10 protein-coding genes are annotated in these 12,457 nt (G+C 59.8%); 5 read left to right on the top strand and 5 right to left on the bottom strand.

Annotated features, from left to right (window positions below):
• Window positions 1–140: 140 nt before the first annotated feature.
• Complete coding sequence (gene queD, locus AC2CGI_RS15370) at window positions 141–500, top strand: 6-carboxytetrahydropterin synthase QueD (RefSeq protein WP_004932638.1); 360 nt, start codon at window positions 141–143, stop codon at window positions 498–500.
• A gap of 30 nt (window positions 501–530) precedes the next feature.
• Here queD and queE read toward each other — a convergent pair whose 3' ends face one another.
• Window positions 531–1,202: a 7-carboxy-7-deazaguanine synthase QueE gene (gene queE / locus AC2CGI_RS15365; RefSeq protein ID WP_004932641.1), complete on the bottom strand. Its 672-nt coding sequence runs from the start codon at window positions 1,200–1,202 to the stop codon at window positions 531–533.
• Window positions 1,203–1,529: 327 nt separating this feature from the next.
• Here queE and AC2CGI_RS15360 point away from each other — a divergent pair, with 327 nt between their 5' ends.
• From AC2CGI_RS15360 to AC2CGI_RS15345, 4 genes are all read left to right on the top strand, one after another.
• Window positions 1,530–2,870 (top strand): MFS transporter, encoded by a 1,341-nt coding sequence (locus tag AC2CGI_RS15360; RefSeq protein ID WP_015376678.1) that lies wholly within the window; start codon window positions 1,530–1,532, stop codon window positions 2,868–2,870.
• Between the two features lie 375 nt (window positions 2,871–3,245).
• A complete protein-coding gene (gene hutU, locus AC2CGI_RS15355) occupies window positions 3,246–4,937 on the top strand; it encodes a urocanate hydratase (protein WP_015376677.1) in 1,692 nt (563 codons plus the stop codon).
• Entirely contained in the window at window positions 4,934–6,469 is a 1,536-nt protein-coding gene (gene hutH / locus AC2CGI_RS15350) for a histidine ammonia-lyase (protein ID WP_015376676.1), read from the top strand. Before hutU ends, hutH begins: the two co-directional genes overlap by 4 nt.
• 102 nt (window positions 6,470–6,571) lie before the next feature.
• The gene (locus tag AC2CGI_RS15345; protein WP_015376675.1) at window positions 6,572–7,966 is read left to right on the top strand and encodes an amino acid permease; all 1,395 of its coding nucleotides are present in this window, start codon (window positions 6,572–6,574) and stop codon (window positions 7,964–7,966) included.
• Window positions 7,967–8,002: 36 nt separating this feature from the next.
• On the opposite strand, the gene AC2CGI_RS15340 is transcribed toward AC2CGI_RS15345, so the two are convergent.
• From AC2CGI_RS15340 to eno, 4 genes are all read right to left on the bottom strand, one after another.
• Window positions 8,003–9,199 (bottom strand): methionine gamma-lyase, encoded by a 1,197-nt coding sequence (locus tag AC2CGI_RS15340; protein ID WP_031300382.1) that lies wholly within the window; start codon window positions 9,197–9,199, stop codon window positions 8,003–8,005.
• 30 nt (window positions 9,200–9,229) lie between these two features.
• On the bottom strand, window positions 9,230–9,634 hold the full coding sequence (locus AC2CGI_RS15335; protein WP_015376673.1) for a helical membrane plugin domain-containing protein: 405 nt from the start codon (window positions 9,632–9,634) through the stop codon (window positions 9,230–9,232).
• On the bottom strand, window positions 9,631–10,821 hold the full coding sequence (locus tag AC2CGI_RS15330) for an NAD(P)/FAD-dependent oxidoreductase (RefSeq protein ID WP_041922186.1): 1,191 nt from the start codon (window positions 10,819–10,821) through the stop codon (window positions 9,631–9,633). Before AC2CGI_RS15330 ends, AC2CGI_RS15335 begins: the two co-directional genes overlap by 4 nt.
• 298 nt (window positions 10,822–11,119) lie before the next feature.
• Window positions 11,120–12,415, bottom strand: a complete 1,296-nt coding sequence (eno, locus tag AC2CGI_RS15325) for a phosphopyruvate hydratase (RefSeq protein ID WP_004932670.1) — start codon at window positions 12,413–12,415, stop codon at window positions 11,120–11,122.
• Between the last annotated feature and the right edge of the window lie 42 nt (window positions 12,416–12,457).

Here is a 12,457-nt window from a genome sequence, read left to right as displayed (position 1 = left end):
CGATAGGTGCCGCAAACACCAAACAAAAAAAGTGTTAAACGGGCGCGTTGGCCGTGGCGGTAGACCATAACGGTATAAATGGCAAGCAGACGCGCTTTCCGGTACTATGCGGCGGTTTTTGAGTCAATGAGGCCGTAATAATGGCAACCACGCTGTTTAAAGATTTTCAGTTTGAAGCCGCACACCGCTTGCCGCACGTGCCGGAGGGCCATAAATGCGGCCGTCTGCATGGGCATTCGTTTATGGTGCGTCTGGAAGTGACCGGTGAAGTGGATCCCCACACCGGTTGGGTGATGGATTTCGCCGAGCTCAAGGCTGTGTTTTCCCCGATCTGGGAACGGCTGGATCACCATTATCTGAACGATATTCCAGGATTGGAAAATCCCACCAGCGAAGTGCTCGCCGCCTGGATTTGGCAGCAGCTCAAGCCCCAGCTGCCGGAATTGACGGCGGTGATGGTGAAAGAGACCTGTACGGCGGGATGCGTATATAAAGGTTAAAAGAAAGGGCGCCGCAATGGCGCCCTGATTTTAGGCGATGTTCAAATACTTGTGGGTCTGCATCGACAGCCGCCAATTGCGCGCGATACAGGTTTCAATACACAGACGGGTCGCCTCTTCTTTCTGGCTGATCGGCTGCAGTGCGATAATGCGCGCCTTGTCATCCTGCAACGTCGCCAGCAGCGCATCCAGCGCCTCGATGTCGCGCTCGCGCGCCACCGGATGCTTCACCTCGTCGGCGCGCCGCAGCGCCTGATCCAACACCTTCATGCCGCCGCGCATATTCACCTTGGGCGAAACCGTCACCCAGGTGTTGGCGGAACAGCGAATTTCGTGGGTGCCGCTGGTTTCAATCTGGCAACGGTAGCCGTGCTGTTCGAACAGCTCGGTCAGCGGCGCCAGATCGTAGATGCAGGGTTCGCCGCCGGTGATCACCACATGACGCGCGGTGTAGCCTTGCTGACGCATCACCGCCAGCAGCTGCTCGGCGCTGGCATTGCCCCAGGCGTCGCTCTCTTCTGTTTTGACCAGGATCCGTTGCAGGTCGACTTCCCGATGGGCTTCCTTTTCCCAGGTATGTTTGGTGTCGCACCAGCTGCACCCTACCGGGCAGCCCTGCAGGCGGATGAAAATAGCCGGCACGCCGGTGAAAAAGCCTTCGCCCTGCAAGGTTTGGAACATCTCGTTGATCGGGTACTGCATCGGTTTCTCAATCTGGAAAAGTAAAAAACGATTATCGCAGATTCCGGCTCGGCGACCAAACGGCCAAAATTGTATTAAATTTTTTCCTCCGCGCCGCCGCCAGCATATCTCACCGCCAATGGCGTTCATTTAATTTGTTAACCGGTCTTAGGCCTTTCATCCACGGTGCAACCTGCTCCACAGAAAACAACACGAAGTTAACAAATAAGATAATTATATTTGACATAAAGCGCCGACGCGCAGATGTATATACAAGCAAACACAAGCCGAGCATCAGTTTCGGCCACGTACTATTCATCACGACTACATCTGCGTTTAGAGGGTGCCATGACTCATTCCACCAGCGAGTTAAACATTCAACAGGCCATCGACGACAGCAAGTTTTCGCTGTTTCACTGGACACTGATCATTCTCGGATTCCTGATCCTCGCCATCGACGGTTTCGATACCGCCGCCATGGGCTATATCGCCCCCTCGGTCGCCAAAGACTGGGGCATCGTGAAGCAGGATCTGGGGCCGGTGCTGAGCGCCGCGCTGTTGGGGCTGTCGCTCGGCGCGCTGATAGCCGGGCCAATCTCCGACCGCATCGGCCGCAAGCGCGTGCTGGTGTTTTCCTGCCTGTTCTTCGGCCTGTCGAGCCTGGCCACCGCCTACGCCGGCTCGCTCAATAGCCTGACGCTGTGGCGTTTCCTCACCGGCCTCGGGCTGGGAGCGGCGATGCCCAACGCTATCACGCTGATCTCCGAATACGCGCCGCAGCGCTGCCGTTCGCTGGCGATCAATACCATGTATTGCGGCTTTCCGCTGGGCGCGGCCGGCGGCGGCGCCATTTCATCGTGGCTGATCCCGAGCTACGGCTGGCACAGCGTGCTGTTGCTCGGCGCCATTGCGCCGCTGGCGTTGACGGTGTTGCTGATCCTGCTGCTGCCGGAATCGGTCAAATATATGGTCAACCGCGGGCAGGATGCGGCGAAGATCAAACGCATTGCGCAACGCTTCGTCAGCCAGAGCCTCGACGGCGTGACGCGTTTTTACCTGTATGAAGAGAAGCTGACGCAGGCCAAGACCAGCGTCGGGCTGCTGTTCAGTCGCCCTTACCTGCTCGGCACGCTGATGCTGTGGGTGACCTACTTCATGGGGCTGGTGATCTACTACGTGTTGCTGAGCTGGATGCCGATCCTGATGCAGGGCTTGGGCTATCAGCTGGAGCAATCGGCGATGCTCACCTCGCTGTTCACCTTCGGCGGCACGCTCGGCATCCTGGTGGCCGGCTGGCTGATGGACCGCTGGAATGCGCACAAAGTGGTCTCGAGCGGCTTTGTCGTCACCGCCCTGCTGATCGTGGCGATGGCCACCGAAGACAAGCAGATCGTGCTGCTGGGCGCCTTCATCTTCCTGATGGGCGTCACCATGAACGGCGCGCAGTCCGGGCTGCAAACGCTGGCGGCCACCTTCTACCCGACCCACAGCCGCGCCACCGGCATCGCCTGGATGCAGGGCATCGGCCGCTTCGGCGGCGTCGCCGGCACCATGATGGGCGCCCAACTGCTGGCGATGCAGTGGGAAGTGCAGAGCATCCTGATGTTCCTGTGCGTACCGGCTCTGATCGCCGCCATCGCCACGGTGTGCAAGATGAGCCGCAAGCCGATGCTGCAACCGGCTGCCTGAGCCTGGCAAGCCCGCCCACGACGGGCTTTCTTCCTGCGGTGATAGGGCTTGTTTATCCTCCGCCGCCAACTGTAATCAGTCTGTAAAAATATTGTGACTAGCCGCCCAAAAATGAGTCAATTTTAATTCATTTTTGCCGAACAGCTCACTTTTCTCCGGCTTTCCGTATCTGAGACCGGCGATAAAAAATCGCATATCAACCTGATATAAAAAGAAAATAACTTTTTCTTATGCCACTTTTCAGCGGCAACTGGTCAGTGTTGCATATGCTTGTACATACAAGTATATGTTAATAAGCCCTACGCATTGTTATGCCGTGGTACTCATCCCCACCGCGGCATGGAATCTGCACCGATACTGTTTGAGGAAAATGCTGTGACTACAAATAACAAAGTTCGCAATGTCGATGTACGCGCGCCACGCGGCACACAATTAAACGCAAAAAGCTGGCTGACCGAAGCGCCGTTACGCATGCTGATGAACAACCTCGATCCTGAAGTTGCGGAGAACCCACACGAGCTGGTGGTGTACGGCGGCATCGGCCGCGCCGCGCGCGACTGGGATTGTTACGACAAGATCGTCGAAACCCTGAAAACGCTGGAAGAAGACGAAACCCTGCTGGTGCAGTCCGGCAAGCCGGTCGGCGTATTCAAAACCCACAGCAACGCGCCGCGCGTGCTGATCGCCAACTCCAACCTGGTGCCGCACTGGGCGACCTGGGAACACTTCAACGAGCTGGACGCCAAAGGCCTGGCGATGTACGGCCAGATGACCGCCGGCAGCTGGATCTACATCGGCAGCCAGGGCATCGTTCAGGGCACCTATGAGACCTTCGTCGAAGCGGGCCGCCAGCACTACGACGGCAGTCTGCAGGGGCGTTGGGTGCTGACCGCCGGTCTGGGCGGCATGGGCGGCGCGCAACCGCTGGCTGCGACGCTGGCGGGCGCCTGCTCGCTGAACATCGAATGTCAGCAGAGCCGCATCGATTTCCGTCTGAAAACCCGCTACGTCGATGAGCAGGCCAAAGATCTGGACGACGCGCTGGCCCGCATCAAAAAATACACCGCAGAAGGCAAAGCCATCTCCATCGCTCTGTGCGGCAACGCGGCGGAAATCCTGCCTGAGCTGGTGCGCCGCGGCGTGCGCCCGGACATGGTCACCGACCAGACCAGCGCCCACGATCCGCTGAACGGCTACCTGCCGAAGGGCTGGAGCTGGGAAGAGTATCGCCAGCGCGCGCAAACCGAGCCGGCCAAAGTGGTCGCCGCCGCCAAGCAATCGATGGCCGATCACGTCAAAGCCATGCTGGCGTTCCAGCAGATGGGCGTGCCGACCTTCGACTACGGCAACAACATTCGCCAGATGGCGAAAGAAACCGGCGTCGACAACGCCTTCGACTTCCCAGGCTTCGTGCCGGCCTACATCCGTCCGCTGTTCTGCCGCGGCATCGGGCCGTTCCGCTGGGCGGCGCTGTCCGGCGATCCGCAGGACATCTACAAAACCGACGCCATGGTGAAAGAGCTGATCCCGGATGACGAGCACCTGCACCGCTGGCTGGACATGGCGCGCGAGCGCATCAGCTTCCAGGGCCTGCCGGCGCGCATCTGCTGGGTTGGCCTCGGCCAGCGCGCCAAGCTGGGCCTGGCGTTCAACGAGATGGTGCGCCGCGGCGAACTGTCCGCCCCGATCGTCATCGGCCGCGACCACCTGGATTCCGGCTCCGTTTCCAGCCCGAACCGTGAAACTGAAGCGATGAAAGACGGCTCAGATGCGGTCTCCGACTGGCCGCTGCTGAACGCCCTGCTGAACACCGCCAGCGGCGCCACCTGGGTTTCCCTGCACCACGGCGGCGGCGTCGGCATGGGCTTCTCCCAACACTCCGGCATGGTGATCGTCTGCGACGGCACCGATGAGGCCGCCGAGCGCATCGCCCGCGTGCTGCACAATGACCCGGCTACCGGGGTCATGCGTCACGCCGACGCCGGCTACGATATCGCTATCGACTGCGCCCGCGAGCAAGGCCTGAACCTGCCGATGGTTGCCGCCACCCAAGGAGAAAAAGCATGAAAGCGCTGACTATTCGCCCGGGCAAACTGACGCTGGCCCAGCTACGCGACGTCTATCAACATCCGGTGACGCTGACGCTGGACGACAACGCCTACGGCCCTATCCAGCAGAGCGTGGCCTGCGTAGAGCGCATCGTTGAAGAAAACCGCACCACATACGGCATCAACACCGGATTTGGCCTGCTGGCTTCGACGCGCATCGCCCGCGACGATTTGGAAAATCTGCAGCGCTCGATCGTGCTGTCACACGCCGCCGGCGTGGGCGAGCCGACCGACGACAATCTGGTGCGCCTGATCATGGTGCTGAAGATCAACAGCCTGTCGCGCGGCTTCTCCGGCATTCGCCTGGAAGTTATCCAAGCGCTGATCGCGCTGGTCAACGCCGAAGTCTATCCGCATATTCCGCTGAAAGGCTCCGTCGGCGCCTCCGGCGACCTGGCGCCGCTGGCGCACATGAGCCTGGTGCTGCTGGGCGAAGGTAAGGCACGCCATCAGGGCCAATGGCTGCCGGCGACCGAAGCGCTGGCCAAAGCCGGCCTGAAACCGCTGACGCTGGCGGCGAAAGAGGGCCTGGCATTGCTGAACGGCACCCAGGTCTCCGCCGCCTTCGCGCTGCGCGGCCTGTTCGATGCCGAAGATCTGTTCGCGGCCGCCACCGTGGCGGGCAGCCTGACGGTGGAAGCGGCGCTGGGCTCTCGCAGCCCGTTCGATGCGCGTATCCACGAGGTGCGCGGCCAGCGCGGCCAGATCGACGCCGCCCTCGCCTACCGCCACCTGCTCGGCGCGCGCAGCGAAGTCTCCGACTCGCACCGCAACTGTGAAAAAGTGCAGGATCCTTACTCCCTGCGCTGCCAGCCGCAGGTCATGGGCGCCTGCCTGACGCAGATCCGTCAGGCCGCCGAGGTGCTGGAGATCGAAGCCAACGCCGTCTCCGATAACCCGTTGGTGTTCGCCGAACAGGGCGACGTGCTGTCCGGCGGCAACTTCCACGCCGAACCGGTGGCGATGGCCGCCGATAACCTGGCGCTGGCATTCGCCGAAATCGGTTCGCTGTCCGAGCGCCGCATCTCGCTGATGATGGACAAACACATGTCGCAGCTGCCACCGTTCCTGGTGGAGAACGGCGGCGTGAACTCCGGCTTCATGATCGCTCAGGTCACCGCCGCAGCGCTGGCCAGCGAAAACAAAGCGCTGGCGCATCCATCAAGCGTCGACAGTATTCCGACCTCCGCCAACCAGGAGGACCACGTTTCCATGGCGCCGGCCGCCGGCCGCCGCCTGTGGAACATGGCGGACAACGTACGCGGTATTCTGGCGGTCGAGTGGCTGGCCGCCTGCCAGGGCCTGGATTTCCGCAACGGCCTGAAGACCTCGGAAGGTCTGGAGCAGGCGCGCCGTCTGCTGCGCGAGCATGTCAGTTTCTACGACAAGGATCGTTTCTTCGCCCCCGACATTGAAGCCGCCAGCCAACTCTTGGCGGCCGGTCACCTGACATCGCTGCTGCCTGCGGCGCTGCTGCCTAGCCAGGCATAATCATCACATACTGAATCACGCAGTTTGTTCTGCCCCGCCGGGTGCGTTCCACCCGGCGCGGGCAGCGCGTGCCTGTTCGGCAAACACTTAACGGGAAGCAACATGCGTAACGAAACAACACAACTCAGACGCGGACTAAACGCGCGACATATCCGTTTCATGGCTCTCGGCTCGGCGATCGGCACCGGCCTGTTCTACGGCTCCGCCGGCGCCATCCAGCTGGCCGGCCCGGCGGTGCTGCTGGCCTACCTGGTGGGCGGCGCGGCGGTATTCATGGTGATGCGCGCGCTGGGCGAAATGGCGGTGCACCAGCCAGTTTCCGGTTCGTTCGGCCACTACGCCAGCCACTATCTCGGCCCGCTGGCCGGGTTCCTCACCGGCTGGACCTACACCTTTGAAATGGTGATCGTCGCCCTGGCGGACGTCACTGCCTTCGGCATCTATATGGGGCTGTGGTTCCCGGACGTCGCCCAGTGGGTCTGGGTGCTCAGCATCATCCTGTTTATCGGCGCGCTCAACCTGTGCAGCGTCAAGGTTTTCGGCGAGCTGGAGTTCTGGCTGTCGCTGGTCAAGGTCGCCGCCATCGTGGCGATGATCGTCGGCGGTGCGGCGGTAATGCTGTTCGGTTTCGGGCAAGCCCAGCACGCCACCGGCATCAGCAACCTGTGGCAGCACGGCGGCTTTATGCCTAACGGCATCGGCGGCGTGGTCGCGTCATTAGCGGTAGTGATGTTCGCCTTCGGCGGCATCGAGATCATCGGCATCACCGCCAGCGAGGCGAAAGACCCCGCCAAAGTGCTGCCGAAGGCGATCAACGCCGTACCGGTGCGCATCCTGCTGTTTTACGTGCTGACGCTGACGGTGCTGATGGCGATCTATCCGTGGAACAGCATCGGCCAGAACGGCAGCCCGTTCGTTGAGATCTTCAGCAACCTCGGCATCAGCTCCGCCGCCAACGTGCTGAACGTGGTGGTGATCACCGCGGCCATTTCGGCCATCAACAGCGACATCTTCGGCGCCGGCCGCATGATGTACGGCATGGCGCAGGACGGCCAGGCGCCGCGCAGCTTCACCAAACTGACCGCCAGCGGCGTGCCGTGGATGACGGTGCTGGTGATGTCGGTCGCCCTGCTGCTGGCGGTGGTGCTCAACTACCTGATCCCGGAGAAGGTCTTCATGATCATCGCCTCAATCGCTACCTTCGCCACCGTCTGGGTGTGGCTGATGATCCTGCTGTCGCAGATCGTCATGCGCCGCACGCTGTCGCCGGAAGAAACGCGTCAGTTGAGCTTCCCGGTGCCGTGGTGGCCGGTGGCGCCGGCATTGGCGACCGCCTTTATGGCGTTCGTCATCGGCCTGCTCGGCTACTTCGAAGAGAGCCGCATCGCCCTGTATGTCGGGCTGGTGTGGATCGCGTTCCTCACCGCGGCTTACTGGCTGTGGGTACGCAAAAAAGGCGGCGGTTCGCCGGTGACCACAGCGACGCAACAGATGTAACGCTCGCTTCGGCTAAAACCCGCTGCGGCGGGTTTTTTATTGCGCCTGCGCCAGCGCTTGCAGGATATCCGCCTGCAGATCGTCAAACGCCTCCAGCCCGGCGGACAGCCGCACCAGCCCCTCGCTGATGTGGTGCCGTTTCCGCTCTTCCGGCGTGTAGGCCGAGTGCGTCATGCTGGCCGGGTGTTGCGCCAGGCTTTCGCAATCGCCCAGGCTGACCGCGCGCAAGATGAGCTGCAGCGCGTTGAGGAAGCGAATGCCCGCACGCAGGCCACCCCGCAGCTCAAACGCCAGCATGCCGCCGGGGCGCGCCATTTGCCGCTGCGCCAACGCATGCTGCGGGAAGTTCGCCAGGCCGGGGTAATACACCCGCTCGACCGCCGGATGCTCCGCCAACATCTCCGCCAGGCGCTGCGCATTATCGCAATGACGATCCATGCGCAGCGGCAAAGTTTTCATCCCGCGCAGCACCAGCGCGGCATCCTGCGCTGACAGTACCGCCCCATTCATGTCCTTTAGCCCCTCCAGACGGATCGCCTCGGCCAACGCCTGACGCGTCACCGCGATCCCGGCCAGGAGATCCCCGTGCCCGCCGAGGTACTTGGTCGCCGAGTGCACCACGATATCGGCGCCTAGCGCCAAAGGCCGCTGCAGATAGGGCGTACAGTAGGTGTTGTCCACCAGCAACAGCGCCTGATGCCGATGGGCGATCTCCGCCACGGCGGCGATATCGATCAAACGCATATTGGGATTGGCCGGCGTTTCGCAATACACCAGGCGGGTACGCGGTCCAATGGCCGCCGCCAACCGCTCCGGCCGGGTCAAATCAACGTGGGTTATCTTGACGCCAAAGCGCGCCAGACCATGATGAAAGTAGCTGAAGGTGCAACCATAGACGGTTTCGTCGACAATCAGCTCATCACCCGGTCTGAGCAGCGTCCAACAACACGCGGTGATCGCCCCCATGCCGGAAGCGAACGCCACCGCCGCCTCCCCCTCCTCCAGGTTGGCGATGCGTTGCTCGAGCAGGTTTAACGTCGGGTTGGCGATGCGCGAGTAAAAGTACCCCGGCTCGGTGCCGGCAAAGCAGGCGCCGCCGTATTCCGCCGTGGGAAAAGCAAACGTAGAGCTCATAAACACCGGCGGAGACAGTGCCCCCTGATACCGCTGAGGATCGTAGCCGTAATGAATAGCCCGGGTGGCAAAGTCGTGGCCAACTGCTGTAGCGGACATAACACAACTCCTTACCTGAGTGAGTGAAGCTTAATTCGACGATTCATCTGGCAGGGCTGACGGCAACGCGCTGTCTCGCGTGCGCCGGCCGATGATTTGTAAAGTACGCAGCAGCAACGTTAACCCCAGCAGGGTATCCGGCTGCTTCAGCAAGGCGTACAGCGCGCGAAAACTGGCCGGTGGTGGATTCAACTGCAGCTCGCTGTGCGCCATCTGCAGCGCCGTTCCGCCTTCCCAGCCGAGGGTCACCAAACCTTCAAAGACGCCGGCTAATTTCTCCACCAGCGCGTTGTCGGCAATATCCACCACGTCCGACAACAGCGACAACAGATCGACCACGTTATCCAACCGGCCACCCGCCAGCAGCGGCTGCAGTTTCTCGAGCAACGCCGCCAATGATTGCAGGTCAGCCGCATGCACCGTGCTTTCCGTCATATCAGCCCCCTTACCGTGGCCCAGTAAAGGCCGCGGTTAAACCCATTGCGCAGCATGCCGCCCACCTTGGTGGCGGGCGTCGGCAGCACGTCGTGACGGTAGTCGTACACCAGCGGCATGCCGGCATTCAGCCCCATTTGCGCGACCGCCTGCACCTTGCCGTCATAATGGCTCACGGTTTGGCCCAGCCGCATTTCCGCCACGATGTTGTCGGCAATGACCGGCGCCTGATTATGGCAAGAGCCGCCGGCCTTGCTGACCGGCAAATCCACGGTATCGCCTATGACATACACGCCCTGTTGGCCGTAGACCTGCAGCGTTTGATGATCGGTCGGCAGCCAGCCTTCACCGTTTTGACTCTCGCTCAACCCGGTATTGCGCACCGCCTCGACTGCACGAATCGGCGGCGTTGCCATCAGAATGTCGAACGGCTGCTCTTCCCCCTCAGCGGAATAGGCGATGTTACGTTGGGCGTCTACCCGGCTGAGGGTAAACCCACGCTGGTGGAGAATGTCACGTGCGGCAAAAATGGCGGGCAGCGCTTCGCCGGTCGGGCGCTGTAAAAACAGGCAGTTACGCAGCAGTTGAGAAATGGTTGGGTAGGTATAAACGATCTCCACCGCCTTGCGCACGCCGCGCCGCCGCAGGTAGTCGTCCAGCATCAGGGTGGTTTCGATCGGCGCGATGCCGCACTGATGGGGCACGTTGGGCGTTTCAGGGAAGGACACGGTGATGAAAATGCGGCCTTTCTCGATCGTCGCCAGCTTATGCGCCAACTGCCGCGCGGCCTGATACTGGTAGAAATGATCGCCCGCCTGCGCCAACCCTTCGATGCGCTCTGGCCAAGGTACGCAGCCGGTGGCGAAAACCAGAAAGTCATAGGAGTAAAGCTTACCGCTTTGCGTCGCTATACTTCGCTGTTTTAAATCGAAAGATTCCGCTTTATCAATAATAAACTGTATTTCAGGCCGCAATAAACTCCGCTGTGAACGCGTGAGCTCCTGCTTGAAAAAAGTATTGAATGCCACATACATAAACGCCGGTTTGTAATAATGCAGCGGTGAATCCGATATCATTAATAACTCAACTTTATTATTAATAATTTCCCGGTGCAATTTTGTGGCCAATAAATTGGCCAATATGGTGCCGCCGGTTCCGCCGCCGACAATGATGATTCGCTGTCGCATCAAGCCCTCGCTCAACCGGCCAGCAAGCCGGCAGTATTAAGGTATGGTGATGTTCAAGGTCTACGGCAGAACGGCGAGAAATAAACTGCCTTATTGGCAGTCTAGTAACGAATAGTTATAAAGCAAACAAAATTGGAATATAAAATAAGCGCGTTTACTATCTTTAATGAAATTATCGGGTTAAACAAAACCACGTTTTCAATAAAAAACTTATTATTAAAATGACAATCATCACGAATTTAAAACATAAAAAAACCCGCCGCGGCGGGTTTTTATTTAGCAACCGAATCGGTCGAACTTACTGGCCTTTAACTTCTTTCAGGCCGTTGAACGGCGCACGGTCACCCAGCGCTTCTTCGATACGGATCAGTTGGTTGTACTTGGCAACGCGGTCAGAACGGCTCATGGAACCGGTTTTGATCTGACCAGCCGCAGTCCCTACCGCCAGGTCAGCGATGGTCGCGTCTTCGGTTTCACCGGAACGGTGAGAGATCACCGCAGTGTAACCGGCGTCTTTCGCCATCTTGATAGCTGCCAGGGTTTCGGTCAGAGAACCGATCTGGTTGAACTTGATCAGGATGGAGTTAGCGATGCCTTTCTCGATGCCTTCTTTCAGGATCTTGGTGTTGGTCACGAACAGATCGTCGCCAACCAGCTGGATTTTGTCGCCCAGTACTTTGGTCTGGTAAGCGAAGCCCGCCCAGTCGGATTCATCCAGGCCGTCTTCGATAGACACAATTGGGTACTGTTTGGTCAGCTCTTCCAGGAAGTGAGTGAACTCTTCGGAAGTGAAGGCTTTGTTACCTTCGCCGGCCAGCACGTATTTACCGTCTTTGTAGAATTCGGAAGCCGCGCAGTCCATCGCCAGAGTGACGTCTTTGCCCAGCTCGTAGCCCGCCGCTTTTACCGCTTCAGCGATAACCGCCAGCGCTTCGGCGTTGGAACCCAGGTTTGGCGCATAGCCGCCTTCGTCGCCCACGGCGGTGTTCATGCCTTTGGCTTTCAGAACTTTCGCCAGGTGGTGGAACACTTCAGAACCGATGCGCACCGCTTCTTTCAGGGTCTTCGCGCCAACCGGCTGAATCATGAATTCCTGAATGTCGACGTTGTTGTCAGCGTGCTCGCCGCCGTTGATGATGTTCATCATCGGCAGTGGCATGGAGAATTTGCCTGGGGTGCCGTTCAGTTCAGCGATGTGCTCGTACAGCGGCATGCCTTTAGAGGCTGCGGCCGCTTTCGCTGCTGCCAGGGAAACCGCCAGAATGGCGTTGGCGCCGAAGTTGGATTTGTTTTCGGTGCCGTCCAGCTCGATCATGATCTTGTCGATGTTCGCCTGGTCTTTGGCATCTTTACCCAGTACTGCCTGAGCAATCGGACCGTTTACTGCAGCAACGGCTTTCAGTACGCCTTTACCCAGGAAACGAGACTTGTCACCGTCACGCAGTTCCAGCGCTTCGCGGGAACCGGTAGAAGCACCTGACGGCGCAGCAGCCAGGCCGACGAAACCGCCTTCCAGATGAACTTCGGCTTCAACAGTCGGGTTACCGCGGGAGTCGATGATTTCACGACCGATGACTTTAACGATTTTGGACATTAGGTTTTCCTCAGTACAAGTTAAACTAAAACTCCAGACAAA

The organism is Serratia sp. LSHTC3 (assembly GCF_057197125.1).
This window is presented reverse-complemented; position numbering and strand designations above follow the sequence as displayed.

Coding starts and splice junctions, on each gene's coding strand:
- hutH (WP_015376676.1), top strand. CDS start 4,934: ATGAAAGCGCTGACTATTCGCCCGGGCAAACTGACGCTGGCCCAGCTA.
- AC2CGI_RS15360 (WP_015376678.1), top strand. CDS start 1,530: ATGACTCATTCCACCAGCGAGTTAAACATTCAACAGGCCATCGACGAC.
- AC2CGI_RS15330 (WP_041922186.1), bottom strand. CDS start 10,821: ATGCGACAGCGAATCATCATTGTCGGCGGCGGAACCGGCGGCACCATA.
- AC2CGI_RS15335 (WP_015376673.1), bottom strand. CDS start 9,634: ATGACGGAAAGCACGGTGCATGCGGCTGACCTGCAATCATTGGCGGCG.
- queD (WP_004932638.1), top strand. CDS start 141: ATGGCAACCACGCTGTTTAAAGATTTTCAGTTTGAAGCCGCACACCGC.
- queE (WP_004932641.1), bottom strand. CDS start 1,202: ATGCAGTACCCGATCAACGAGATGTTCCAAACCTTGCAGGGCGAAGGC.
- eno (WP_004932670.1), bottom strand. CDS start 12,415: ATGTCCAAAATCGTTAAAGTCATCGGTCGTGAAATCATCGACTCCCGC.
- AC2CGI_RS15340 (WP_031300382.1), bottom strand. CDS start 9,199: ATGTCCGCTACAGCAGTTGGCCACGACTTTGCCACCCGGGCTATTCAT.
- AC2CGI_RS15345 (WP_015376675.1), top strand. CDS start 6,572: ATGCGTAACGAAACAACACAACTCAGACGCGGACTAAACGCGCGACAT.